At 70.1% G+C, this 25,879-nt stretch carries 21 protein-coding genes and 1 tRNA gene; 12 read left to right on the top strand and 10 right to left on the bottom strand.

The features are described 5' to 3' along the window. Window positions 1–55: 55 nt before the first annotated feature. Window positions 56–877, top strand: coding sequence for a DUF3097 domain-containing protein (locus tag ACWIE7_RS00730; RefSeq protein WP_452098863.1), 822 nt, complete (start codon window positions 56–58; stop codon window positions 875–877). Here the strand turns inward: ACWIE7_RS00730 and ACWIE7_RS00725 are convergent. Then, complete coding sequence (locus ACWIE7_RS00725; protein WP_452098862.1) at window positions 861–1,496, bottom strand: TVP38/TMEM64 family protein; 636 nt, start codon at window positions 1,494–1,496, stop codon at window positions 861–863. The genes ACWIE7_RS00730 and ACWIE7_RS00725 overlap by 17 nt on opposite strands. A 233-nt stretch (window positions 1,497–1,729) precedes the next feature. Here ACWIE7_RS00725 and ACWIE7_RS00720 point away from each other — a divergent pair, with 233 nt between their 5' ends. From ACWIE7_RS00720 to meaB, 3 genes are all read left to right on the top strand, one after another. Further along, window positions 1,730–3,475 carry a methylmalonyl-CoA mutase family protein gene (locus tag ACWIE7_RS00720; RefSeq protein ID WP_454068348.1) on the top strand — a complete coding sequence of 582 codons (1,746 nt, stop codon included), beginning with the start codon at window positions 1,730–1,732 and terminating at the stop codon, window positions 3,473–3,475. Window position 3,476: 1 nt separating this feature from the next. Next, the gene (scpA, locus tag ACWIE7_RS00715; RefSeq protein WP_454068347.1) at window positions 3,477–5,768 is read left to right on the top strand and encodes a methylmalonyl-CoA mutase; all 2,292 of its coding nucleotides are present in this window, start codon (window positions 3,477–3,479) and stop codon (window positions 5,766–5,768) included. Window positions 5,769–5,833: 65 nt separating this feature from the next. Continuing rightward, window positions 5,834–6,868, top strand: coding sequence for a methylmalonyl Co-A mutase-associated GTPase MeaB (meaB, locus tag ACWIE7_RS00710; protein WP_452098859.1), 1,035 nt, complete (start codon window positions 5,834–5,836; stop codon window positions 6,866–6,868). Between the two features lie 168 nt (window positions 6,869–7,036). On the opposite strand, the gene ACWIE7_RS00705 is transcribed toward meaB, so the two are convergent. After that, entirely contained in the window at window positions 7,037–7,831 is a 795-nt protein-coding gene (locus ACWIE7_RS00705) for a class I SAM-dependent methyltransferase (protein WP_452098858.1), read from the bottom strand. A gap of 124 nt (window positions 7,832–7,955) precedes the next feature. After that, on the bottom strand, window positions 7,956–9,389 hold the full coding sequence (locus tag ACWIE7_RS00700) for an acyltransferase family protein (protein ID WP_454068346.1): 1,434 nt from the start codon (window positions 9,387–9,389) through the stop codon (window positions 7,956–7,958). A gap of 167 nt (window positions 9,390–9,556) precedes the next feature. On the opposite strand from ACWIE7_RS00700, the gene ACWIE7_RS00695 reads away from it, so the two are divergent. Next, entirely contained in the window at window positions 9,557–10,630 is a 1,074-nt protein-coding gene (locus ACWIE7_RS00695; RefSeq protein ID WP_454068345.1) for an NAD(P)/FAD-dependent oxidoreductase, read from the top strand. A 17-nt stretch (window positions 10,631–10,647) separates the two neighbouring features. Here the strand turns inward: ACWIE7_RS00695 and ACWIE7_RS00690 are convergent, their stop codons facing one another. The 4 genes from ACWIE7_RS00690 to ACWIE7_RS00675 all read right to left on the bottom strand — a co-directional run bounded on the left by ACWIE7_RS00690 (window position 10,648) and on the right by ACWIE7_RS00675 (window position 13,928). Beyond that, complete coding sequence (locus tag ACWIE7_RS00690; protein WP_454068344.1) at window positions 10,648–11,697, bottom strand: nucleoside hydrolase; 1,050 nt, start codon at window positions 11,695–11,697, stop codon at window positions 10,648–10,650. Next, window positions 11,694–12,206: a mycothiol transferase gene (locus ACWIE7_RS00685; protein WP_454068343.1), complete on the bottom strand. Its 513-nt coding sequence runs from the start codon at window positions 12,204–12,206 to the stop codon at window positions 11,694–11,696. Before ACWIE7_RS00685 ends, ACWIE7_RS00690 begins: the two co-directional genes overlap by 4 nt. 2 nt (window positions 12,207–12,208) lie before the next feature. Then, window positions 12,209–13,657 carry an SDR family NAD(P)-dependent oxidoreductase gene (locus ACWIE7_RS00680; RefSeq protein ID WP_452098853.1) on the bottom strand — a complete coding sequence of 483 codons (1,449 nt, stop codon included), beginning with the start codon at window positions 13,655–13,657 and terminating at the stop codon, window positions 12,209–12,211. A 185-nt stretch (window positions 13,658–13,842) separates the two neighbouring features. Next, window positions 13,843–13,928, bottom strand: a tRNA-Leu gene (locus tag ACWIE7_RS00675). A 190-nt stretch (window positions 13,929–14,118) separates the two neighbouring features. Here ACWIE7_RS00675 and ACWIE7_RS00670 point away from each other — a divergent pair. Beyond that, window positions 14,119–14,661 carry a YbhB/YbcL family Raf kinase inhibitor-like protein gene (locus ACWIE7_RS00670; RefSeq protein WP_454068342.1) on the top strand — a complete coding sequence of 181 codons (543 nt, stop codon included), beginning with the start codon at window positions 14,119–14,121 and terminating at the stop codon, window positions 14,659–14,661. A gap of 19 nt (window positions 14,662–14,680) precedes the next feature. Here ACWIE7_RS00670 and ACWIE7_RS00665 read toward each other — a convergent pair whose 3' ends face one another. Both ACWIE7_RS00665 and ACWIE7_RS00660 read right to left on the bottom strand, forming a co-directional pair. Continuing rightward, on the bottom strand, window positions 14,681–15,766 hold the full coding sequence (locus ACWIE7_RS00665) for a quinone-dependent dihydroorotate dehydrogenase (RefSeq protein WP_452098851.1): 1,086 nt from the start codon (window positions 15,764–15,766) through the stop codon (window positions 14,681–14,683). A 37-nt stretch (window positions 15,767–15,803) separates the two neighbouring features. Further along, complete coding sequence (locus ACWIE7_RS00660) at window positions 15,804–16,832, bottom strand: YncE family protein (RefSeq protein WP_454058184.1); 1,029 nt, start codon at window positions 16,830–16,832, stop codon at window positions 15,804–15,806. A 187-nt stretch (window positions 16,833–17,019) separates the two neighbouring features. On the opposite strand from ACWIE7_RS00660, the gene ACWIE7_RS00655 reads away from it, so the two are divergent. From ACWIE7_RS00655 to mshC, 5 genes are read left to right on the top strand one after another with little or no spacing between them, the layout of a single operon-like run. Continuing rightward, window positions 17,020–17,865, top strand: a complete 846-nt coding sequence (locus ACWIE7_RS00655) for an undecaprenyl-diphosphate phosphatase (protein ID WP_452099059.1) — start codon at window positions 17,020–17,022, stop codon at window positions 17,863–17,865. Window positions 17,866–17,906: 41 nt separating this feature from the next. Continuing rightward, window positions 17,907–18,611: a histidine phosphatase family protein gene (locus ACWIE7_RS00650; protein WP_230928951.1), complete on the top strand. Its 705-nt coding sequence runs from the start codon at window positions 17,907–17,909 to the stop codon at window positions 18,609–18,611. A 55-nt stretch (window positions 18,612–18,666) separates the two neighbouring features. Then, the gene (locus ACWIE7_RS00645) at window positions 18,667–19,254 is read left to right on the top strand and encodes a DUF3090 domain-containing protein (RefSeq protein WP_452098849.1); all 588 of its coding nucleotides are present in this window, start codon (window positions 18,667–18,669) and stop codon (window positions 19,252–19,254) included. Further along, window positions 19,251–20,030: an SCO1664 family protein gene (locus ACWIE7_RS00640; RefSeq protein ID WP_454068341.1), complete on the top strand. Its 780-nt coding sequence runs from the start codon at window positions 19,251–19,253 to the stop codon at window positions 20,028–20,030. The genes ACWIE7_RS00645 and ACWIE7_RS00640 overlap by 4 nt, the downstream gene beginning before the upstream one ends. Before the next feature lie 27 nt (window positions 20,031–20,057). Next, window positions 20,058–21,311, top strand: a complete 1,254-nt coding sequence (mshC, locus tag ACWIE7_RS00635; RefSeq protein ID WP_454058182.1) for a cysteine--1-D-myo-inosityl 2-amino-2-deoxy-alpha-D-glucopyranoside ligase — start codon at window positions 20,058–20,060, stop codon at window positions 21,309–21,311. Between the two features lie 6 nt (window positions 21,312–21,317). On the opposite strand, the gene ACWIE7_RS00630 is transcribed toward mshC, so the two are convergent. After that, window positions 21,318–22,244, bottom strand: a complete 927-nt coding sequence (locus ACWIE7_RS00630) for a PAC2 family protein (RefSeq protein ID WP_454068340.1) — start codon at window positions 22,242–22,244, stop codon at window positions 21,318–21,320. A 50-nt stretch (window positions 22,245–22,294) separates the two neighbouring features. Between ACWIE7_RS00630 and metH the strand changes: the two genes are divergently transcribed. Next, window positions 22,295–25,855 carry a methionine synthase gene (gene metH / locus ACWIE7_RS00625; RefSeq protein ID WP_454068339.1) on the top strand — a complete coding sequence of 1,187 codons (3,561 nt, stop codon included), beginning with the start codon at window positions 22,295–22,297 and terminating at the stop codon, window positions 25,853–25,855. Window positions 25,856–25,879: the final 24 nt, after the last annotated feature.

Below are 25,879 nucleotides of genomic sequence, written 5' to 3'. Positions count from 1 at the left end.
TACCGCCGGTGCGCCACCGCCCCGATCGTCGTCGCGGCGGCTACGGTGTCACGCCATGGCTGATATGTACGGCTCCGACGTCCTGTCCGGAACTGCGCGGCGACGCCGCCCGCAGGTCCCCGTCGTGGACGCCGAGCGGGATCTGGTGGTCGAGGACGCCGGGTCGGGATTCTGCGGCGCGGTCGTGGGCTTCGACCGGAGTTACGACGGCGAGTTCGTCAAGCTCGAGGACCGACACGGCCGGGTCCGCCTCTTCGCCATGACGCCGTCGGCGTTCCTCCTCGACGGATCACCGGTGACACTGCGCAAGCCCGCGCCCCGAGCGACCACCGGGCCCGCGGTGACGGCCTCGGGTTCGCGGAAGGTCGAGGGACTCCGCGCCCGGACCGCCCGTGCGGGCCGGATCTGGGTGGAGGGGATCCACGACGCGGCGCTGGTGGAGAAGATCTGGGGCCATGACCTCCGGGTCGAGGGCATCGTGGTGGAGCCGCTCCACGGCATCGATGACCTGCCCGGGCTCGTGGCCGACTTCGGCCCGACGCCGCAGGCGCGCCTCGGCGTCCTGGTGGACCACCTGGTCGAGGGCAGCAAGGAGTCGCGGATCGTGGCCGGGCTGGGCGGGGACGTCCTGGTGACCGGTCACCCGTACGTCGACATCTGGCAGGCGGTCAAACCCGCCGCCGTCGGTATCCGCGAGTGGCCGGTCGTCCCCCGCGGCGAGGACTGGAAGACCGGCATCTGCTCCCGCCTGGGTTGGGGCGAGCCCGCCGACGGGTTCCGTCACGTGCTGTCGTCGGTCAGCAGCTACCGCGACGTCGAGCCGACGTTGCTCGGCGCGGTGGAAAGGCTGGTGGATTTCGTCACGGAGCCCGCGTGACCGGCATCCGCGCATCCAGCGCCATCCCCGCCAGGCCTACTGCGGCGAACCCGGCGGTCGCCCACAGTGCCGCGGTGCCCTCGCCCGCGGTGAGCGAGTTGCCGAGCATGATCGCGGCGACCGTGCCGGGTGCGCTGCCGATCACGGTCGCCGGCAGGAACTGACGTCGCCGGATCGAGGTCAGCGCGGCGGCGTAGTTGACGACCGAGAACGGCACGGCCGGGACGAGTCGCAGGCTGCCCACCGACAGCCAACCCCGGCGCTGCAGGCGCGCGTCCACCTTCGCGATCCGCGGGTCGGCGCGCAGCGCCGCGGTGCGTTTGTGTCCGAGCCGCCGTACGAGTTCGAAGGCGAGCGCTGCGGCGATGCCGGTCGACACGAGGGACCACGGGATGGCCACCGCGGGCGGGAAGAGCACCGCCGCCGAATAGGTGAACGTCGAGCGGGGGACCGGCGCGACGGCGACCACCGCGTACGCCGCGAAGAACGCCGGTGCGAACCACGGTCCGAGCTGGCCCGCCCAGGAGCGAAGCTGTTCCAGCCCCGGGGCGGGAACGAGGGTCGCGAGGACGACGACGACAACGACCGCCACCACCCAACCGATCACCCGTCCGCGCACCGGGATGACTGTAGCCCCACGGGCCCCGGGGTTCTCCCCCCCGAGAACTCCCCGCACTCCAGGGCGTGTTCCTGCGGTGTGAAGCGCTGCACTAGAGTCCCGAGGTGACCCCCTTCACTCCACAAGAGAACGAGGTACCGGTGACCAGTCCGACCCCAGGTCCTGACCTTCACTCCTGGTACGCATCTGTGGGAGCCGTCCTCGCGAAGGCCGCCCGCAAGGATCCCGCCGACATGCCTGATGACGCCTGGCGTTCGCTGATCGCGACCACGCGGGACGGGATCGAGATCAACCCGCTGTACACGCGGGCGGACGAGATCGCAGAGCGTCCGGCGCCGGGGGAGTTCCCCTACGTCCGTGGCGGGAACCGTGCGGGACTTCCGGAGAACGGCTGGCACGTCAGTGCCCGCGTCGAGGCCACCGGTGACGTCTCGCAGGTCAACACGCGGATCCTCGACCAGCTCGAGCAGGGTGTCTCGGCACTGTGGCTCACCGTCGAGGCCGCCGATCTGGCCGCCGTCCTCAAGGACGTCTACCTGGATCTGGCGCCGGTGACCTTCGAGTCCGGAACCGATCTGGTGGAGGTCGCCGAGGCCTACCTCGAACTACTCGACCAGCGCCGGACCGCCGGTGACGGGGTGCAGGACCGCTCGGCCGTGGTCGCCGATCTGGGTGCCGCCCCGGTCACCGCCGCCTACGCCGGGGTCGGCTCCATCGGACTGGACGCCGCCGTGCGTCTGGCCGCCCGGGTCTCAGAGCGCGAGGAGACCATCCGGACGTTCGTCGCTGACGGCACCGTGTTCCACGCCGAGGGCGCCGGGGACGCCCAGGAGCTCGCCTACGCCGTCGCGGCCGGGCTCGAGTACGTGCGTGCCCTGATCTCGGCGGGAATGCCCGCCGACGCCGCCCTCCGCCAGATCTCGTTCCGGTTGGCCGCGACCGACGACCAGTTCGCCTCGATCGCCAAGTTCCGCGCCGGTCGCCTCATGTGGGCCCGTGCCGCGGAGCTCCTCGGCGCCCCGGAGGCCGGCGGCGCCGCGCAGCACGCGGTCACCTCCTCTGCGATGATGTCGCGTCGCGACCCGTGGGTGAACATGCTCCGCACCACGCTCGCCGCATTCGGGGCGGGCGTCGGCGGTGCCACCTCCGTCACGGTCCTGCCGTTCGACGCCTCGGTTCCCGGCGGTCTCCAGAGCACGTCCCGCTCCTTCGCCGACCGCATCGCCCGCAACACCCAGCTGCTGCTTCTCGAGGAGTCCCACCTGGGCCACGTCGTGGACCCCGCCGGTGGCTCCTGGTACGTCGAGTCGCTCACCGACTCGCTTGCCGACGCCGCGTGGTCCGTCCTGCAGACCATCGAAGCCGCGGGCGGCCTCACCGCCGCGATCGGCTCCGGCTCCGTGGCCGAATCCATCGCCCGGGTCCGGGACGCCCGTGACGCCGACATCGCGCACCGCAAGGCCCCGATCACCGGTGTCTCGGAGTTCCCGAACCTCGGTGAGCCCGCGTTCGACGAGTCCCGTCGAGGAGGCGGGGGCTACCGTTACGGTCGCGCCTTCGAGGACCTGCGTGACCGCTCCAACGCCCATCTCGAATCAACCGGATCGCGTCCGACGGCCCTCGTCGCCTGCCTCGGCCCGCAGGCGGAGACCACGCCCCGCGTGACCTTCGTCGCCAACCTTCTCGCCGCCGGCGGAATCGAGGCCCGCAACCCGGGCGTCACCGAGGCCGGTCAGTACGCCGATGCTCGCGAGAACGCCGAGGTCGCCGTGATCTGTGGCGCCGACAAGCGCTACGCCGCCGAGGGCTCGGATGCCGTCGCCGCCCTGCGCGCCGCCGGTGTGACGACCGTGTACCTCGCGGGTGCCGAGAAGGGCTTCCCCGCCGACGCCACCGACCGCCCCGACGGGTACCTGGGTCTCGGCATCGACGCCGTCGCCGCCCTGTCCACCCTCCTCGACCAGCTGGGAGTGAAGTGAGATGACGACCTTCCCCGATTTCAGCACCGCCCCCCTCCGCGAGGCCGCCGCCGACACCGAGACCGCGGGCACCGCGGTCGAGGGCGGCGTCGCCGCCGACGCACACTGGGAGACCCCGGAGGGCATCGACGTCAAGCGCGTGTACACCAAGGCCGACCGTGACGGCGTGGAGAAGGGCACGGCCGGCGCCGCGACCGAGGAGGCCGCAGGCGACGAGGTCACCCCCTTCCCGCTGGACACCGTGCCCGGCGCCGCCCCGTTCCTGCGCGGGCCGTACCCGTCGATGTACGTCAACCAGCCGTGGACGATCCGCCAGTATGCGGGCTTCTCCACCGCCGCAGAGTCCAACGCCTTCTATCGTCGCAACCTGGCCGCCGGCCAGAAGGGCCTGTCGGTCGCGTTCGACCTGGCCACACACCGTGGCTACGACTCCGATCACCCGCGCGTGGCGGGCGACGTCGGCATGGCCGGCGTCGCGATCGACTCCATCCTCGACATGCGTGAGCTGTTCGACGGCATCGACCTGTCGGCGGTGTCGGTGTCCATGACGATGAACGGCGCGGTGCTACCGATCCTGGCGTTCTACGTCGTGGCGGCAGAGGAGCAGGGGGTGACGCCGGAGCAGCTCGCGGGGACCATCCAGAACGACATCCTCAAGGAGTTCATGGTCCGCAACACCTACATCTACCCGCCCAAGCCGTCGATGCGGATCATCTCGGACATCTTCGCGTACACCTCGCAGAAGATGCCGCGGTTCAACTCGATCTCGATCTCCGGCTACCACATCCAGGAGGCCGGGGCGACGGCCGACCTCGAGCTCGCGTACACGCTGGCCGACGGTGTCGAGTACATCCGCGCCGGGCTCGAGGCCGGACTCGACATCGACAAGTTCGCGCCGCGGCTGTCCTTCTTCTGGGCCATCGGTATGAACTTCTCGATGGAGATCGCCAAGCTGCGTGCCGGCCGCCTGCTGTGGAGCGAGCTCGTCGAGAAGTTCGGTCCGAAGAATGAGAAGTCCAAGTCGCTGCGTACCCACTCGCAGACCTCCGGCTGGTCGCTGACCGCCCAGGACGTGTTCAACAACGTCGCCCGCACGGCGATCGAGGCGATGGCCTCCACGCAGGGCCACACGCAGTCTCTGCACACCAACGCCCTCGACGAGGCGCTCGCGCTGCCGACCGATTTCTCCGCACGCATCGCCCGCAACACCCAGCTGCTCCTGCAGCAGGAGTCGAACACCACCCGGCCGATCGACCCGTGGGCGGGTTCCTACTACATCGAGTGGCTCACGGCTCAGCTCGCCGACAAGGCCCGTCTCCATCTCCTCGAGATCGAAGAGGCCGGCGGCATGGCGCAGGCGATCGGGGAGGGCATCCCCAAGCTGCGTATCGAGGAGGCCGCGGCCCGCACGCAGGCCCGTATCGACTCCGGCCGCCAGCCGGTCATCGGCGTCAACAAGTACGTCGTCGACGAGGACCAGGAGATCGAGGTCCTCAAGGTCGAGAACTCCCGGGTGCGCGCCGAGCAGGTCGCCAAGCTCGAGAAGCTCCGTGCGGAGCGCGACGAGCAGGCCTGCCAGGCCGCCCTCGCCCGCCTGACCGAGGCCGCCTCGGGCGGCCCCAGCAGCGACCTCGAGAACAACCTGCTCGCGCTCGCGATCGACGCCGCCCGGGCCCAGGCCAGTATCGGTGAGATCTCGGACGCTCTCGAGAAGGTCTACGGTCGACACAAGGCCGAGATCAAGACCCTGTCCGGTGTGTACCGGCAGGAGGTCACCAAGGAGGGCGCCGTGGACAACGTCACCCGGGCCATGCAGATGGCCGACTCATTCGCCGAGCAGGAGGGACGTCGTCCCCGCATCCTGCTGGCCAAGATGGGTCAGGACGGCCACGACCGCGGCCAGAAGGTCGTGGGCACCGCGTTCGCCGACCTCGGCTTCGACGTGGACATGGGCCCCCTGTTCCAGACACCGGAGGAGGTGGCCCAGCAGGCCGCCGACGCCGACGTCCACGTCGTGGGCGTGTCCTCGCTTGCCGCCGGCCACCTCACGCTGGTCCCGGCGCTGCGCGCGGCGCTGGCCGAGGTGGGCCGTGAGGACATCATGGTCACCGTCGGTGGTGTCGTCCCACCGGGCGACTTCCAGGAGCTCTACGATGCCGGCGCGGCCGCGATCTACCCGCCCGGCACCGTGATCGCGGAGGCCGCGATCGAGTTGCTCGGTTCGCTGGCGGGCGAGCTCGGGCACGAGCTGACCGCCTCGGGCGAGGAGGCCGGCACGGAGGTGGGGTCCTGACCCGCCTCGGCTCCGGACCCGACCCCGCGGGGTCGGGCAATTTCTCGGGCAGTCTGTCCACCACCTTGGGCACCGGTACGGTGCGCGGGCCGGTCCCGGCGGCGACCGGTCCGCGCCCGCGTCGTGAGATCGACGTCGACGCCCTGCTGGCGGGCGTCCTCGAGGATCGCCGCCCGACTCTGGCCCGGGCGATCACGCTGCTCGAGTCCACCAACCCGACGCACCGGGAGAAGGCGCAGCAGCTCCTGCTCGGGGCCTTGCCCCACTCGGGCGGCGCGCTACGGATCGGGATCACCGGGGTACCGGGGGTCGGCAAGTCCACGTTCATCGAGTCGTTCGGGTTGTACCTCGTCGAGCAGGGACACAAGGTCGCGGTCCTGGCGGTCGACCCGTCATCCACCCGGACCGGTGGCTCGATCCTCGGGGACAAGACCCGGATGGCGACGCTCTCCACGGAGCCTCGCGCCTACATCCGGCCGTCTCCGACGTCGGGAACCCTCGGTGGCGTCGCCAAGGCGACCCGGGAGTCGATGGTGCTGCTGGAGGCCGCCGGTTTCGACGTGATCCTCGTGGAGACCGTCGGCGTGGGCCAGTCCGAGGTCACCGTCGCCGGAATGGTCGACTGCTTCACGTTTCTCACCCTCGCGCGCACAGGCGACCAGTTGCAGGGCATCAAGAAGGGCGTGCTTGAGCTCGCGGACCTGGTGGCCGTCAACAAGGCCGACGGACCGCACGTCAAGGACGCCCAGCGGGCCGCGCGTGAACTCGGCGCCGCGCTCCGGCTGGTCCGCCCCGCCGATGCGGTGTGGAAGGTCCCGGTCCTCACTATGTCGGGGCTCGAGGGAGAGGGACTCGACGGCTTCTGGGACGCCGTGCAACGGCATCAGTCCGAGATGGACAAGGTCGGGGAGGTCGTCGGCCGTCGTGCCCGGCAGCAGGTCGAGTGGACGTGGTCGATGGTGCGCGACACGCTCATGGCGCGGCTCGAGGCCGATCCCGACGTGCGGAAGACCGCCACGGACGTGGAGAGGCAGGTCCGCGAGGGCACCCTCACGGCGGCGCTGGCCGCCCAGGCGATCATCGACGCGTTCGACTCCTGACCGCGCGCACGTTTCCGGTCGAGCCTCGCCCACCCCTGGCATCCGCGCCAGCGCGTGTGCACCACACGCACAGCCGCCCCTCTTCGTGAACTCCCGCGTGCCCGGAGGCGGGAGCGGGCGTTCATGCCGAGGAGCGGTTGCGAGAAGTGCCGGGGATGGCGGGGCGGGTCAGCGCTTGCGCAGGACGAACCCGACGGCGCTGATGTGCTCGTCATGGGTGGTGAAGGTCTTGCGCATCGCCAGCACCCGCTTTCGGGCGTCGGCGTCACGGAGGAGGTTGCGGACTATCCGGGCGAGGCCGACGACGCCCTCGTCGGCGAGCATGCGCCGCGGCTGGAGCAGCGCCATGGGGCGGAGCTCGGTGGCCTCTACCTCGAATCCGGCTGTCTCGAATAGTTCGCTCCACTCCGAGACGGTGAGCGGGCGTGCGTTGACGCGGATCGACCGGGCCAGGTCCTTGCGGATCTCGGTCTTGATCGAGTCGTCCAGGTCATCGGGAACCAGACACAGCTCATGAACGAGGTAGCGGCCGTCCGAGTCGAGCACACGGGCGGCTTCGTCCACGATCTGCTTCTTGGTCGAATCGCCCTGCATCGTGAGCATCGCCTCGCCCACCACGACGTCGGCTGACGCCGACTCGAGGCCGGTCTCCTGCGCAGAGGCCACGACCACGGCACCCCGTCCGCCGATGGCGGATCGCGTGACCTCGACGGCCTCCGGGTCGGAGTCGACCCCGGTGTAGGACGACGGAGACTCGTCCAGCAGCAGCGACGCGGTCAGGCCCAGGCCCGGCGCGAACTCGACGACGCGCTTGCCGGTGACGGTGGATGCGTGGACCATCCACTCGGACAACTCGCGGCCGCCGGGGCGTAGGACCTTCTTGCCCACCCGGGCGAGAAGCCAGTGGCCCGCGACGGACTCTGAGTCGCGCTCGTGCTGGGGGAGCGGCGGGCTGGAGGTCATGGGAGGTCCCTTCGTCTGCGTCAGCGCCCACCAAGGCAGGCCTTCTTTAGGAAAGGCTACCCTGACCAATAGTCATCGCGATAGGCGAACCTCACCGACGGAGGTCCGAGATCGGGACGGCGCTTCAGCGACGCTCGAGTGCCCGGCGCGCGGGCTCCTCGAGGAAGCGGTGACTCGCGGCGCCCGCAGCGAGCGAACCGGCCACCGTGACCGGCCAGATGACGTACATCCGGCGGGCCCACAACGACGTACGGGTCAGCGGGAACGAGGCCAGCAGGATCAGCTGGTGCCACAGGAAGATCCCGTACGACCACGCGCCGACCTTCTGCAGGGGCATCGATTCCAACACCGGGAACCGCGTGCCCTCCGGCGCCAGGACCACCGGCGCGAGCACCAGGAACGCCATCGCCCCCGCGAGCCCGGTGCGCGCCGCGAACTCGACGGGGCCGGGGTGGACGAAGCCCTCGGAGAACCACGCCGGCACGGTGGTGGCCACCAGTGCCGCACCGCCGACGACCCACCAGCCCCACCGGGCCAGACGGTCACGACAGAGACGGACGAGGGTTCCGGGAGGGGCAGTTGCCACCTCGGCCAGCAGCATGCCGGCGGCGAACCACGCGGTGAACGCGGGCGGCAGGATCTGCTCGTTGACGTACGGCGGCAGGATTCCGAGTCCGTGCCAGGGGAGCATCGGGAACACCAGGCCCGATGCGCCGAACGCCGCGATCACGGGGATCCGCCAACCGGCGGCGTCGCCGCGCAGACCCTTCATCGCGGTCCACAGGACGGGGAAGGCGAGGTAGTACGCCATCTCCACGGCCAGTGACCAGGCGTGGGTCAACCCGGCGACCAGGAACTCGGAGGTGTAGATCTGCGTGAGGGTGAGGTTCACCAGCCAGGAGGTGGGGCCGTTGACGTGGTTCTGCTTGAGCAACAGCATCGCGGCGGCCACCAGCACCACGTAGGCGGGCATGATCCGGACCAACCGGGAGCGTAGATACTCCCTGGTCGGCCGGGCCGCCCCGGGCTCGTCCCGCCGGGCATGGGAGGCGTGGGTGCGCCACAGGAGGAATCCTGATTTGGCGAAGAACACCGCCACCGCGAGGTCCAGACGCCCGAAGACTCGCTTGAGCGGCGACCCCGAGGACGACCGGGTGACGAACGCGACGTGCGTGGTCAGCACCCCCACTGCAGCCAGGCCCCGGATCCCCTCGAGTGCGGGCACGAAGCCCCGGGCGCCCGCGGGCCGCCGCGATGCCGAGCCCGTCGTCCCGTGCTCGGTCACAGGCCGCCACGACCCCGCGATCGGCGCCGCCGAACCGACTCCCCCTGACGTCGCCGCGCGGGGCCCGGCCGCGGGCACCGCCGACTCCGCCCGCTGCCGCACCCGGCGTCGCACGGACCCGCGGACGCTCTCCCGCGCGTTCGTCACGGCTGTTCGCACCGAGGCCGTCAGGGGCTCCACTTCACCCCGGGCCACCGCCGCGCGCCGCGCGGAGACCCCGGCAGCGACCGCCCCGCCCGCGACGATGATCAGAGCGGCGGCGACGGACCTCATGGACTCTCCCGGGGCGGTGAAGGGGACGACGGCGAAGTGCGACGACGCCAGCGCCCGGGCACCTCCACAGGCCGCCCGGCACATCCGCAGGAGCCTAACACCGGTTCTAGTTCCGCCCGGCGACCACCCGCTAGGGTGGCAACACCCCTCCCCAGATCGGAGTGCCCATGACCGACGACTCCGGCGAGGCCGACCGTGGCGTTACCGGCACGAGCGACGCGGTGGCCGACCATGGCGTTACCGGCACGAGCGACGCGGTGGCCGACGCCGTGGACGTTCTCGTGGTGGGCGGCGGGCCGGCCGGGGTGTCCGCTGCCACCTGGGTGGGCCGGTACCAGCGCTCGACCGTGCTCGTCGATGCCGGGGCTCAGCGGAACCTCTCGGCCCGGCGGATCCACGGCATGCTCGGCACCGGCCCCACCACTCCGGCCGAGTTCTACGCCGACATCAACACAGGTCTCGACGAGTACCCGACGGTCCGCCGGCTCGGCGGGGCCGTCACCAGTCTGATCAAGGACTCCGACGACCGGTTCCTCGCCCGGATCGCCCCCTCTGACGGTGATGGTCAGATCATCGTGACCGCCAAGCGGATCATCCTCGCCACCGGGGTGCGCGACCGACTGCCCGACATCGCGGGTATCGAGGAGCACTACGGGGTCGATGTGCACCACTGCCCGGCCTGTGACGGCCTCACAGCCGCGGGTCGGCGGGTCATCGTGCTCGGCGCCGGCGCGCACGTACCGGCGTATGCCTCCGAACTGTTGGACTGGGCCTCGGAGGTCGTGATCATCACCGAGAGCGACTCCGACCCGTCCTTCGACGACGATCAGCGCGCGGCCTGCGCCGAACACCAGATCGAGGTGATCGACGGCGTCGCGCGCGAACTGGTCGGGGTACCGGACGCACTGGACGGTGTGCGGCTCGCCGACGGGAGGGTGATCGCGGGGTCGAGGGTGTTCTTCTCCTACGCGCATCACCCGACCAACGAACTCGCCACGTCCCTGGGCTGCGAGACGGACGACGAGGGCGGCTTGGTCGTCAACGCGCTGCAACTGACCAGCGTCGACGGCGTGTACGCCGCCGGCGACATCGTGACCGGACTGCAGCTGGTACCTATCGCCGTGGGCACCGGCGCCGCGGCCGGCGTGGCGTGCGCGACCTCACTGCGCGGGCACGCCACCGCTCCTGACGTGCCTGACCCGGCGCCTCCGACACGGAACTTCACCAGGCCGACCGACTGACAGGCCGACCGGCTGACTCAGCCCGGACCGCCCGGTGAGCCCGACCCGGCGAGCGAGGCGATCGCCGCACAGATGTCGTCCAGCACCGCGTCCGGGCCGCCCGGCGTGCGCACGTCGGTCGCGATCCGCGCGTTGGGCGCCCGCCCCCGGTGCCCGCGCCGGTCCTCGACGGTCATCCCCCGTGTGTGCTCACCGCGGCACTCCACCCGCACGCTCGCCGGCACGGACTCGACCGCGTCCGGATGCAGGGCCAGCCAGGCCACGAACGGGTCGTGCACCTGCGCCAGGTACCCCTCGCCGACGGACTCGTGGAACTCGAAGTAGAACCGCAGCGCCTCGGCCAACGCCCGCGTCAATGACGTGTCCGACGCCGCGACCAGTCGCGCGGACCGTTCCGGCGTCCACACCGCCCGCTCGGTGAGGTTCAACCCGCACCACAGCGGCCCCGAGACGTATGCGTCAGCGTTGTTCGCGTCCTCCCACGCCCGGCACACCGCGTCGGCGGCTTCCGGGTCGACGTCCACGTTCCATTCGCTGACCGGGGTGGTGTTGCCCGGATGGCCACGGAACGTTCCGCCCATCACCACCAGGTCGCCCACCAGCCCGGGCAACGCGGGTTCCGCCGCCAGCGCGCCGGCCAGCGTGGACGAGGGGCCGGTCACGATCGCCACCAGCTCACCGGAGTGAGCGCGTGCGGCGTCCAGCCAGAGATCGGCGCCGTCGCGGGGATCGGCGCGCCTCGTCGTCGCCGTCTCCGCCCCGGTCCCGACCTCGAGAACGGCGTGCCCCGCACCACGGGGGCCGTGCGTCTCGGGCGTGAACACGTGCGGGACGGCGATCGCACCGGCCGCACCAGCGCAGACCGGTAGCGGGGGAGCACCGGCCAGGTCCAGCCACGCCAGCGCATTGGCCACGGTGTCATCGAGTCCCACGTTGCCGGCCGTACAGACCACGCCGACCAGCTCGATGCGCCCCGCCAGGTGCTCGGCCACGAGGTAGGCGATCGCCAGCGCGTCGTCGATGCCGGGGTCGCAGTCGAGCAGGACCGGGGTCGGGTGCCGGCTCACGGGCCCGGCGCGCGGTCCAGCAGCACGTCCCGGGTCACCTCGAGGTGTCCCAGGTGCCCGGCGACGTCGTGCAGGATGTGCGCGAGCACCCAGTCGACGGTCAGCGTCCCCGCCCGGCGCGCCGCGGCCACGTCGAACGCCGTCCCCGTGGGGTGCGCGAGGGTCCCGCGGTCGCGGGCGGCCGCGGCCCACCCGGGCAGCCGGTCCACCAGATCGGCGAGCCGGTCCACCTCCGGACCGACCGGCCCGGCAAACTCGAACTCCGCGGCCCGCTCGCGGACGACCTCCTCGGCGCCCAGGCAGGCCGCACCCCACGAGGTGATCACCCCGCACAGGTGGTGCACGAGGGCGGCCGCGCTGTTCGACGGCCACCTGGACCCGGGGCCCGTCGGCGCCACGTGGACCAGCGTGCCCGGCCCGTCCCCACCGAGGTCGGCGATGGCGGACCGGATGCCCGCGACCAGCTCGGTGCTGAGCACCAGGTGCGCGGCGGCGGCAGCGGGGTCCACGCTCACCACGGACTCGGCTCGAAGTCCTTGAGGAAGCAGCCGTACAGGTCCTCGCCGGCTTCGCCGCGCACGATCGGGTCCACCACGCGCGCGGCGCCGTCGACCAGGTCCAGGGGCGCGTGGAAGCCTTCTTCATGCAGGCGGACCTTGGTCACGTGCGGGCGCTCGTCGGTGATCCAGCCGGTGTCGACGGCGGTCATGAGGATGCCGTGCTCGGCGAACATCTCCTCCGCGGACGTTCGGGTGAGCATGTTCAGGCCCGCCTTGGCCATGTTGGTGTGCGGGTGGCCGGCCCCCTTGTAGCGGCGCGAGAACTGGCCCTCCATCGCCGAGACGTTGACGACGTACTTGCGCCGCGCCTTCGACGCCGCCATCGCGGGGCGAAGGCGGGAGACGAGGATGAACGGCGCCACCGAGTTGCACAGCTGCACCTCGAGCATCTCCATCGGCTCGACCTGCTCGACGGTCGCCACCCAGCTGTTGTGGTCCACCACGTCCGGCAGGAGCCCGCCAGCGTCGATGGCCGTGCCGGCGGCCATCCGCTCGAGGGACGACGACCCGGCCTGTAGCGCGAGGGTCGCGATGTGGTCGGCCTCCCGTTCGGCCTCCGCGCTGCCGATGAGGGCCGATTCGCCACCCATGAGGGCGGCGGGGTGGAGCTCGGAGGTGCGTCCCATCGTCACCATGGGGATGTCGGCGGCCCGGCCGGTCAGCGGCGCCGTCTCGCCCTCCACGAGTCCGGAGTAGGAGCCGGGGGAGCGGCGCACCGTCTGCGCCGCGTTGTTGATGAGGATGTCCAGCGGTCCGGCGGCGGCGACCTCGTCGGCCAGCGCCACCACCTGCGCCGGGTCACGCAGGTCCACGCCCATCACGTGGATCCGGTCGGCCCAGTCCGCGTAGTCGTCCATCTTCGCGAAACGGCGCACCGCGTCGCGGGGGAAGCGGGTGGTGATGGTGACGTCCGCACCAGCGCGCAGCAGCATCAGCGCGATGTACATGCCGATCTTCGCACGACCACCGGTGAGCAGCGCGCGCCGCCCGGACAGGTTCATCGCCGGGTCGCGCCGGGCCCGGTTGGCGGCAGCGCAGTCGGGACACAGCTGGTGATAAAAGGCGTCGACGCGGGTGAAGCGCTGCTTGCAGACGTAGCAGGCCATCGCGCGCTGCAGATGGCCCGCGACGGCGCCCGGGGTGGTGGAGACGAGGCGGATACCGGCCGTCTCGTCGTCGATGCGGGTGGGCGAGCCGGTCGCGGTGGCCTCGATGACCGCCTTGTCGGCCTCCTGGCGTGCGCGGCGCACCTCGGAGCGTCGGGTCTTCTTGAGGAGCTTGAACATGTGGCCCACCGACCGCTGCACGCGGATCGAGTCGGGATGATCGACGTCGAGCGCCGCCGCCTGGTCGAGGACCTGTAGGAAGGTGTCGAAGTCGTCTGGATCGATGCCGGTCACCAGGACACGGTACGACGACCACGTCGCCGGACCCTAAACCGAGCGCCGCGGGTGCGGCCCCCGTCACGCCGGTCCCACACCGGTGTTGCGAGGTCCCCCGAACCGGAGCCCGGGAATCCCCTGGAAACGAGAGCGGGCCCCGGATCCAATCGGATCCGGGGCCCTTCTACTGTCTCGACACAGTGTGCGCGAGGGGGGACTTGAACCCCCACGTCCGTTAATAGGACACTAGCACCTCAAGCTAGCGCGTCTGCCATTCCGCCACTCGCGCTTGCACACCTGCTCCGCCGGTGCGGGGATCTCCCCGCCTTGGCCGTGCGAGGAATGACATTAGCCGATGCCTGATCCGCTGACCAAATCGGGCGCCGGATCCTCCCGGCGCGTCCCGGTCATCGCTGGTAGACAGGGACGTGACCGGCTGGAGGACACCCTCCGGTGGAGTCCGATTCAGGAGGATGACGATGACCGAGTTCCGTGTGCCCGATCCCTACCTCGCATTGCCGGATCTGCCGTTGCTGAAGGTGGCCAGCGAGTCCTACACCGAGGGCGCCACCCTCAGCCCGGCACAGTTGGGCGGCGTGATGGGCGTCGAGGGAGGTGCGGACAAGTCACCGCAGGTGAGTTGGAGCGCAGGCCCCGAGGGCACGAAGAGCTACGCCGTGACCGTCTTCGACCCGGACGCGCCGACCGCCTCCGGGTTCTGGCACTGGGCCGTGGCCAATATCCCGACGGACGTGACGTCCCTTCCGGAGGGCGCGTGCACCGCCGGCGACACCTCGGGGCTACCCGAGGGGGCCGCAGTGCTGCGCAACGACGCCGGCTTCAAGGGCTTCGTGGGTGCGGCGCCCCCGGCCGGCCACGGACCGCACCGCTACATCCTCGCCGTCCATGCGGTGGGGGACGTGATCGAACTCGGCGATGACGCCTCGTGCGCCTTCCTCGGCTTCAATCTGTTCGGCCAGGGCCTCGCCCGCGGAACCACCACCGCGCTCTACGAGCAGTAGGACGGCGCGCTGCGCGGGCTCAGCGATCAGCTGGACCGGATCGCACGGCCGACCCGACCGCCTCCGCCAGGGAGCTGTACCCGCCCTGGCGGAGGCGTCGTGCCACCAGGCGGCTGGATTCCCACAGCAGTGACGGGCCGGTGAAGATGAATCCCGTGTAGGTCTGCACGAGATCCGCACCGTGGGTGATCCGATCCCAGACGTCCTCCGGCGTCTCGACCCCGCCCACGGAGATGATGACGATTCTGCCGCCCGCCCGGGAGTAGATGCGCGAGAGCACCTCACGCGAACGGGCGGCGACGGGTGCCCCGGAGATGCCGCCGGCGCCCAGCGTCTCGACGTCCGTCGCGCGCGTGCGCAGCCCGTCGCGCGAGATCGTGGTGTTGGTCGCGACGATCCCGGACAGACCCAGTTCCAGGACGAGATCGGTCACCGAGTCGATGTCCCGGTCGTCGAGATCGGGAGCGATCTTCACCAGGACCGGAATCGTCGCCACATCGCGTACCGCCGCGAGGATGGGCCGAAGCGATTCGACGGCCTGCAGGTCCCGCAGCCCGGGCGTGTTGGGGGAACTGACGTTGACGACCAGGTAGTCGGCGAGCCCGGTGAGCATGGTCGCGGAGGCGACGTAGTCACGTACCGCGTCCTGCGCGGGGACGACCTTCGTCTTGCCGATGTTGATGCCCACGGGATCGCTGCTGCGTCGCCGGCGCAGGTTGTTGGCCGCGTTTCCGGCCCCGTGGTTGTTGAACCCCATCCGGTTGAGGATCGCGCGGTCCTCCGCCAGCCGGAACAGACGGGGGGCGGGATTGCCGGGCTGGGCGGAGGCCGTGACGGTGCCGACCTCACTGAACCCGAACCCGATCGCGCCCCAGGAATCGACCGCGGCAGCGTTCTTGTCGAACCCGGCGGCCAGCCCCAGCGGACCGGGGAAGGTGCGGCCGAGCACCTCCTGCGAGAGAACAGGGTCGCGCACCCCGAGGATCCGCCGGACCAGGGACCCGAGCGGCGGGATCAGCGTCAGGAGTTTGATCAGACCGAACACCAGGTGGTGGATCCGCTCCGCGGGAAAGCGGAACAGCAGCTTCTTGAGCAGCGCGTACACGGTTCTCCTCAGGTGAGACGTCTGCGGTCGGCGAAGGTCAGCCGGCCGGGCCGGCCAGGTTCGGTCGGATCAGGTGGAGCCCGGCGCCATCCGCGGACCCCACCACCACGGTGCCGGAGTCGGTGACCGCCAGGGCGTCGGGCTGGCGCACCGTCGGGATCTCCGCGCGCAGCACACCGATCCCGTCGCCGAGATCGTACGCCTGAACCGTGTTGGTCCCGGTAGAGGTGACCCACACGACGGACCGGGAGGGGTCCTCGGCGACCGCCCACGGAGCTGCCCCTACGGGGAACTGTTGATGGAGGCGCACCGGGGAGGTCGAATAGACCAGGAGCGTGTTTCCCACAGTGTCGGAGGCGACCAGGGACCCCTCGCCGAGGTCGCTCATCATCCCGGCCCCGCGACCGGCCCGCAGCAGCGGGCCCGCGACCTCCTCGGACGGGTCGATCGAGGCGATCACGGTGTCCGTACGACTCAGTGCGGTGACGGACCCGTCCCGTGCCACGGTGAGTGAGTCCACCGAGGTCAGACCCTCGAGCCGCGTCTCCTCGACACCCTCGGCGTCGCGGATCACCACCTCACCCTCTGCGGTGCCCGTGATCAGCTTCCCCTCCTGCGTGACCGCAGCGGCGGTGACCGGCCCCATCCCGGATATCTGCCTCGACCGCCCCTCCGGGGAGACCACCACGACGCCGTCGGGGTAGGGGACGACGAACGACCCGTCGTCACCCCCGGTGGCGGTACCCGCGTCCGCGGGGAGTTCGACGGAGTGCTCGGGGATCCACCTGGTGCCGTCGACACGGCCGATCTGGAGGTCGCGCCCGGTCTGCGACTGGACGGCGACCCGATCACCGACCGCCACGACCGCCCGGACCGATCCCGGGACCGGAACGAGCTCTCCGCCCTCGGGTTCGAAGACCTGCGGAGACTCCGCCGGAGCCGCGCTGCCCTGGGCGAGCTGCCCCTCCTCGAGTTGGCTGGTCGCGGACGAGCAGGCGGAGAGCCCCACAACGAGCGCGAGAAGTGCGGCGGGCACGCCTGATCGGCGGAGGACACGACGGGTCACGGTGTTCCTTTCGACGCGCTCTATTGTCCACCACGCAGGTCACCAGGCGCCGATCAGGGCCGGGCGACTACCCTCACGGCGTGCGACCGGCACACGAGTGCGTCGTGACCCCCGCCCATGCCTGACCTCTACGAGAAAGAGCCGCACCGTGAACACAACGGTCCTCGCCGCACCGACGCTGGAAGGCATGTCCTGGATCCAGGTCATCGTGCTGTCAGCGCTCCAGGGACTCACCGAGTTCCTCCCCGTCTCCTCCTCCGGCCACCTCCGGATCTTCTCGACCTGGTGGTTCGGGGCCGACGCCGGAGCGTCGTTCACCGCGGTGGTCCAGCTGGGCACCGAGGCCGCGGTCCTCGTCTTCTTCTTCAAGGACATCGTCCGAATCCTCGTGGCGTGGTTCCGAGGGGTGTTCGACTCGTCGCGTCGCGACGACCCGGACTATCGCCTCGGGTGGTTCGTCATCGTGGGTTCCATCCCGATCGCGATCATCGGGTTCGTCGGCAAGGACCTCATCCGGGACGCCGCGCGGAACCTCTGGATCACCGCCATCGTGTTGATCCTCTTCTCCTTCGTGTTCCTCATCGCGGAGAAGGTCGGCAGGCAGGACCGTCCCGTCGACGGAAAATCCCTGGCCGGGTTGAAGATGAAGGACGCGATCGTGATGGGGCTGGCCCAATGCCTCGCGCTCATCCCGGGGGTGAGCCGCTCGGGCGGCACCATCTCCGCAGGTCTGTTCCTGGGCATGTCCCGCGAGGCGGCGGCGAGGTTCTCGTTCCTCCTCGCCATTCCCGCCGTCCTCGCCTCGGGGCTGTTCAGTCTTCCGGACGCGTTCGAGCCGTCGGTCGGACAGTCGGCGAGCGCGGTCCAGTTACTGGTCGGCTCGGCGATCGCTTTCGTCATCGGCTACGCCGCGATCGCCTGGCTCCTGCGTTTCGTCCAGAAGCACTCGCTGGCGTGGTTCGCGGGCTACCGCATCATTCTCGGCCTGCTGGTCATGGGCCTGCTCGCCACCGGCACCATCCCCGCGACCTGACGTGACCGCCTGATCGATGCCGCGTCGGTAATCTGCCTCCTATGACCGTCATCCTGCTCCGGCACGGCCGCTCCACCGCCAACACCGCGCTCACTCTCGCCGGGCGGACGCCGGGGGTCGGACTCGACGAGACGGGCCTCGCCCAGGCGACCGAGCTCGGCGGTCGGTTGTCCGGACTCCCGGTCGGGGCGATCGTCCGATCCCCGCTCATGCGATGCCGTCAGACGGTGGAACCGCTCGCCGGCGCCCTCGGTCTGGATCCCGTGATCGAGGACGGTCTGACCGAGGTCGACTACGGGAGTTGGACCGGGCGGCCGCTCAAGGAACTCGCCTCCGAACACATGTGGTCGGTGGTACAGCAGCATCCCTCGTCCGCGGTGTTCCCGCGGGGCGAGTCGCTGGCGGCCATGGCGACCAGGGCCGTCGACGCCGTCCGTCGCCATGACCGGCACCTCGCCGAGCAGGCGGGCCGGGACGTGCTGTGGGTGGCCTGCAGCCACGGCGACGTGATCAAGTCGGTCCTGGCCGACGCGTACGGGATGCACCTGGACCAGTTCCAACGGATCGTCGTGGAACCTGCGTCCCTCTCGGTGGTGCGGTACACCCCGCACCGCCCGTTCGTGCTCCGGGTCAACGACACCGGCGGCGACCTGACCGGTCTTCACGGCGACCCGGCCGGACACGTGGGCACCCCGACCGACGGGCACTCTGAATCCGATGCCGTGCCGGGCGGGAACGTACCCTGATGAACCGCACCACCACCCGCACAGATCCACACACCGACACGAGGAGACGACCGGCATGAGCAGGGCAGTCCACGAGTTCCGCGAGCCGACCCGGTTCGTGGTGGGCACGGTCGGCCAGCCCGGCGAGCGGGTCTTCTTCGTCCAGGCCACGGAGTCCGGACGCACCATCACCGTGAGGTGTGAGAAGCAACAGGCAAAGATCCTGTCCGACCGGATGGGGGATCTGCTCGACGAGATCGCCAGCAAGTCCGACTTCCCGGTACCGCCGGCGGGGGGGATGGTCGATGACCTCGACCCGCTAGAGATGCCGGTCGACCCCGAGTTCAACGTGGGCACGATGGGTCTGGGCTGGGACGGCGACAGGGGTCAGGTCGTCGTGGAGCTCCTGGCGATCGACCCGTCGGCCACGGACGAGTCGGTGGTGCTGTCGGACTCCGAGGACGCACCCGATGCACTCCGCGTGTTCCTCACCCCGCAGCGCGCCCGGCAGTTCGTCCTGCGCAGCGACAAGGTGGTCTCCGCGGGCCGCGAGCCCTGCCCGTTGTGTGGTGAGCCGATCGACACCACCGGCCACTTGTGCGTCCGGCTCAACGGTTACCGTCCACGATCCGGTGAGGCACTGACCGAGCTCATCGATCCGTGACCAGATCGTCAGCCGGCCCCGAACTCACCGTCCTGCACCGGATCCCGTCCGGCAGCAACGCCGTGTACCGCTGTGTGGATCAGCACGGAGACGGATGGGTGTACAAGCCGTCGGCGGGGGAGAGGCCCCTGATGGATTTCCCGGACGGGAGCCTCGCAGCCCGGGAGGTCGCGGCCTTTGTGGTGGCCGCGGCCCTGGGGTGGGATCTGATCCCCGAGACGGTCACGGCACACGGCCCGGGTGGCCGGGGGATGGCACAGCGGTGGATCGACGAACGCGACAGCGTGGGCGGCGCCTACGACCCCGTGGATGTCCATCCGGTCGACTCGGTTCCGGAGGGCCGCGCGGTGGTCCTCCGGGGTGAGGGCTCCCGGGGCGAGGAGGTCGTCGTCGCCCACGACACCGACGACAGACTTCGCCGTATCGCCCTGCTCGACCTCGTGGTGAACAACGCCGACCGCAAGGGCGGCCACGTCCTGGTCGACCGCGCCGGTCGCTCCTGGGCGATCGACCACGGGTTGTCGTTCCATGTGGACCCGAAGGTCCGCACCGTACTGTGGGGGTGGGCCGGTCAACCCCTCGTCGGGGGTGACGTGGCAGACCTGACGAGGCTCGCCGGGGAGTTGGCCTGGGAGGGCGGCCTCGCGAGCCGACTGACACACCTGCTCTCGTCCGACGAGATCGATGCGCTGGCAAGGCGCGTGGACGGGCTCCTCACCGACGGGCGGTTCCCCGTCCCGGGCCCGGGTTACCCCTTACCCTGGCCGCTCTTCTGATCCGGCCGGGTCTCTAGACTCGGCCCCATGCACTCGTGGTCCTCGCCTGTCGTCCCCTCACTTCCCGGCGACGGCGTTCCCCTCAAGTTGTTCGACACCGCGGGCGGTGCGGTCCGTGAGGTGGCGGCCGGGCCTCTCGCACGGATGTACGTCTGTGGGATCACCCCGTATGACACGACTCATCTCGGTCACGCCGCGACGTACCTGACCTTCGATCTGGTCTACCGACAGTTGCTGGACGCGGGCCATGCCGTCCACTACGTCCAGAACACGACCGACGTCGACGATCCGCTGTTCGAGCGGGCGGACCGCGACGGCGTGGACTGGCGCGAGCTCGGCGATGCCGAGACGGATCGGTTCCGTGCCGACATGGAGGCGCTGCGCGTCCTCCCACCACAGCAGTACGTGGCGGCCACCGAGACGATCGACGAGGTGGTCGAGATGGTCGGCGAGCTGATCGAGCGCGGGCACGCCTACCGCATCGACCCGGAGGTCGACGGATACTCGGATGTCTACTACCGCCATCGAGCGACGCCGGATTTCGGTTACGAGTCGGGATATGACGACGACGAGATGGCGGCTGCATTCGCCGAGCGCGGGGGCGATCCGGACCGCAGTGGCAAGGAGCACCCCCTGGACGCCCTGCTGTGGCGGGTGCAGCGACCCGGTGAGCCCTCGTGGCCCTCGCCGTGGGGAGAGGGGCGCCCCGGCTGGCACATCGAGTGTTCTGCGATCGCACGCAACCGTCTCGGGATGAACTTCGACATCCAGGGCGGGGGCAGCGACCTGGCGTTCCCACACCACGAGTTCTCCGCTGCCCACGCCGAGGCCGCCTGTGACGAGCGTCCGTTCGCCCGGTTCTACGTGCATTCGGCGATGATCGGCCTCGACGGCGTCAAGATGAGCAAGTCACTCGGCAACCTCGTCCGCGTGCAGACACTGCGCGAGGAGGGCGTGGACCCGGCGATCATCCGGCTGGGGCTGGCCGCCGGCCACTATCGCACCGACCGTTCGTGGTCTGCCGAGATCCTCGACGAGGCCCGCGTCCGCTACTCGACCTGGAACACCGCTATCGCCCGTGGCGCCGGTGCCGATGCCGGTGCCAGTATCGCAACCCTGCGGGCGCGGCTGGCCGACGATCTCGACACCCCGGGCGCTCTCGAGGCGATCGATTCCTGGGCGGCGGCGACGTTGGCCGGGGAATCGACCGACCCCGTGGCGGGAGAGCTGATCTCCACCGCCCTGGACGCCCTGCTGGGCGTCCGTGCATCCGCCGACTGACCCGCGTCAGCCGGCTTCCGGCTCGTCCCGGTCCCCGCGCAGGAAGCGCTCGAACTCCGCCGCGATCGCGTCGCCGTCGACGAGCGGCATCGCCTCACCGCTGGAGGCACGTCCCCGGTCCGGCTCCGGGTCGTCCCCGTGGTCGATCTCGTTCTCCTCGTCCATCCGCTCCTCCAGGGAGCGGATGTAGTCACGGAGGTCCTCATCCTCGCCCGCGGCGGTGTCGACCTTCTCCACCCAGGTCCTGGACTGCGCCCGGAGGGCGTCCATCGCCACGGCCATGCCCAGGTTCTCCGCGAGCCAGGACAGCATCGCCTCCGTGCCGCGGGGATTGGGCGGCGACGCCACGTAGTGGGGGACCCCCGCCCACAGGCTCAGGGTGGGGACACCGGCCTCGGTCAGCATCTGCTGCAGCACCCCGGTCATCCCGGTGGGCCCCTCGTAGTCGGAGGCCTCGACCCCCATCGACGACATGCGCTGACGGCTGAACGCAGTGCCGGTCAGCGGCACCGGACGCGTATGCGGGACATCCGCCAGGTACGCCCCGAGCAGAACCACCTGGGACACCCCGAGAGTGTCCACGAGGTCGACGAACTGGGAGGCGAAAGTGCGCCACCTCAATGCCGGCTCCGGGCCGCGGACGAGCAACACGTCATTGGCCACGCCATCGGGACGACACGCGGACACGACGATGCGCGGCCACTCGATCGACCGCGATACCCCGCCCGAATGCCGGATGACAGGGCGCTGATCCAGGTAGTCGAAGAACTCGTCGCCGCCGATCTCCGCGATCTCCCGCGCCTCCAGGTTGAGGGCGAGATGCTCGATCGTCCCGGTCGCGACATCCGCGGCGTCGTTCCAGCCCTCGAAGGCCACGATCATGACCGGGCTCTCCAGATCCAGATGCCCGTCAGGACTCCATTCGACAGTCATCAGTACAGCCTACGTACGTCCGATTCCGCCTCACCCATACACTGGGGCCCATGTCTGTCGATTTCGATTCGCCCTTATTGGATGCCGCACGTGGGCGTGTGCTGATCGGCGACGGGGCGATGGGCACGATGTTGCAGGCTGTTGACCTCACCGTCGACGGCGACTTCCTCGGCCTCGAGGGTTGTAACGAGATCCTCAACGCCACCCGGCCCGACGTCGTCGAGAACATCCACCGCGCATTCTTCGAGGCCGGCGCCGACCTCGTCGAGACCAACACCTTCGGCTGCAACCTGTCCAACCTCGGTGATTACGACATCGTCGACCGGATCGGCGAGCTCGCCGAGAAGGGGGCGGCCATCGCCCGCAAGGTCGCCGACGAGATGGGCCCGTCCGAGGACGGGACCCCCCGCATGGTCCTGGGGTCACTCGGTCCGGGCACCAAACTGCCCTCGCTCGGTCAGACCACCTTCGAGGAGATCCGTAGCGCCTATGCCCAGGCCGCAGAGGGCCTCGCCCGCGGCGGCGCCGACGCCTACCTGATCGAGACCAGCCAGGACCTGCTCCAGGTCAAGGCGGCCGTGCTCGGCTGTAAAGACGGAATGGCCGCCGCCGGCCGTCGGCTGCCGATCATCTCGCACGTGACCATCGAGACAACCGGCACGATGCTGCTCGGCTCGGACATCGGCGCCGCCCTCACCGCGCTCGAGCCCCTGGGGATCGATATGATCGGGCTCAACTGCGCGACCGGCCCGTCCGAGATGGTGGAGCACCTGCGCTACCTGTCCCAGCACTCCGAGATCCCGGTGTCGGTCATGCCCAACGCCGGCCTACCCGAGCTGGGCCCGAACGGTGCGATCTACCCGCTCGGTGCCGAGGAGTTCGCGCCCCAGGTCGCGGACTTCGTCTCCGAGTTCGGCCTGACGATGGTCGGTGGCTGCTGTGGCACCACCCCCGAGCACATCACGCGGCTCAAGGAGCAGGTCCTGTCCCGCACGAAGGCCGAGCGACCCGTCGAGCCGATCAATGCCGTCTCCTCGCTCTACACCTCCACGCCGATGCGGGCCGACGCCGGCATCATCATGATCGGCGAGCGCACCAACGCCAACGGCTCCAAGCGGTTCCGTGAGGCCATGCTGGCCTCCGACTGGGACACCTGCATGGATATCGCCAAGGAGCAGATGCGCGACGGCGCCCAGATGGTCGATCTCTGTGTCGACTACGTCGGGCGCGACGGCGCCGGCGACATGGCCGAACTCGCGGGCCGCTTCGCCACCGCCTCCACGCTCCCGATCATGCTCGACTCCACCGAGCCCGAGGTGATCAAGGCGGGCCTCGAGCACCTGGGCGGCCGCTGCGCGGTCAACTCGGTGAACTACGAGGACGGTGCCGGGCCGGACTCCCGGTTCCAGAAGATCATGCGTCTGGTCGCCGAGCACGGTCCCGCCGTGGTCGCACTCACCATCGACGAGGAGGGCCAGGCGCGCACGGCGGACCGCAAGGTCGAGATCGCGGAACGTCTCATCGCCGACCTCACCGCGAACTGGGGGGTGGCCGAGGACGACATCATCATCGACTGCCTGACCTTCCCCATCTCCACCGGTCAGGAAGAGGTACGTCGCGACGGTATCGAGACGATCGAGGCCATCCGACGACTGACCGACGCGCACCCGGCGATCCACACCACGCTGGGACTGTCGAACATCTCGTTCGGCCTGAACCCCGCGGCCCGTCAGGTCCTCAACTCCGTGTTCCTCCACGAGTGCATCCAGGCCGGCCTCGACTCGGCGATCGCGCACAGCTCCAAGATCCTGCCGATGAGCAAGATCGACGAGCGCCAGCGTGAGGTCGCATTGGACCTGGTCTACGACCGCCGCCGCGAGGGCTACGACCCGCTCCAGGTGTTCATGGAGCTGTTCGAGGGAGTCTCCGCCGCCAGTGCCAAGGACGCCCGGGCCGCCGAACTCGCGGCGATGCCACTGATGGAGCGCCTTGCCGCACGCATCGTCGATGGTGAGCGAAAGGGTCTCGAGGCGGACCTCGACGCGGCGATGGAGCAGATCCCGCCGCTGCAGATCATCAACGAGCACCTGCTGAACGGCATGAAGACCGTCGGCGAACTCTTCGGGTCCGGGCAGATGCAGCTACCGTTCGTGCTGCAGTCCGCGGAGACGATGAAGGCCGCGGTCGCCCACCTCGAGCCCCACATGGAGGCCAGCGACGAGGACGGCAAGGGCCGGATCGTCCTGGCGACGGTCAAGGGCGACGTCCACGACATCGGCAAGAACCTGGTGGACATCATCCTGTCCAACAACGGTTACGACGTCGTCAACATCGGCATCAAGCAGCCGATCGCGGACATCATCTCCGCGGCCCGCGAGCACAAGGCCGACGTGATCGGCATGTCCGGCCTGCTCGTGAAGTCCACCGTGGTGATGAAGGACAACCTGTCCGAGCTCAACACAGAGGGGATCGCGGACGAGTTCCCGGTGCTGTTGGGCGGAGCCGCATTGACGCGCGCGTACGTCGAGGTCGACCTGGCCGACATGTACAAGGGCGACGTGTTCTACGCCCGCGACGCGTTCGAGGGCCTGCGTCTGATGGACGAGGTGATGACCTCCAAGCGCACCGGTGTCCCGATGGCCGAGTCGTCGGAGTCCGCGGCCAAGGCCGCCGAACGTCGTGAGCGCCGCGCCCGTTCGGAGCGGATCGCGGCCAAGCGCGCGGCGGAGGCCGAGCCCGTGGTCGTCCCGGAACGGTCGGACGTGGCGGCGGATCAGCCCATCGCGACGCCGCCGTTCTGGGGAACGCGGATCGCCAAGGGCATCCCGGTCGCCGACTACGCCGGCCACCTGGACGAGCGCGCGCTCTTCTTCGGCCAGTGGGGACTGCGCGGCACCCGCGGCGGCGACGGGCCCGACTACGACGAGCTGGTCGCCACGGAGGGCCGTCCGCGGCTGAGGGACTGGATCAGCCGCCTGACCACCAAGGGCATCCTGTCCCACGCCGCCGTGGTCTACGGGTACTTCCCGGCGTACTCGGTCGGCGACGAGATCTGGGTGCTGGCCGAACCGCGGCCGGACGCCGAGGTGATCCACAAGATCGCCTTCCCCCGTCAGCAGCGACCACGATTCCTGTCCATCCCCGACTTCCTGGCATCCCGCGAGCGGTGCCGGGCGGAAGGCGTGGTCGACGTGCTCCCGTTCCAGCTGGTCACGATGGGCACGCCCATCGCGGACTTCGCCAACGAGCTGTTCGCGGGCGACAACTACCGCGACTACCTCGAGGTGCACGGCCTCTCCGTCCAGCTCACCGAGGCCCTCGCCGAGTTCTGGCACCGCCGCGTCCGCGACGAACTCCGACTGCCGGAGGGTGCCGTCTCCGCCGAGGACCCGGACAGCATCGATGAGTACTTCAACCTGAAGTACCGCGGCGCGAGGTACAGCTTCGGCTACGGGGCGTGCCCGGATCTGGAGTCCCGCAAGGTCGTGATCGACCTGCTTCAGCCGGAGAGGATCGGAGTCGAACTGTCCGAGGAGCTCCAGCTGCACCCCGAGCAGTCCACGGACGCGTTCGTGCTGTACCACCCGGAGGCCAAGTACTTCAACACCTGATCGGTGTGCGACGCGGCCCGGACC

It is taken from the genome of Dietzia sp. NPDC055343 (genome assembly GCF_053645265.1).
Note: the sequence above shows the minus strand (reverse complement) of the source record. Positions and strands in the feature narration are given on the sequence as shown.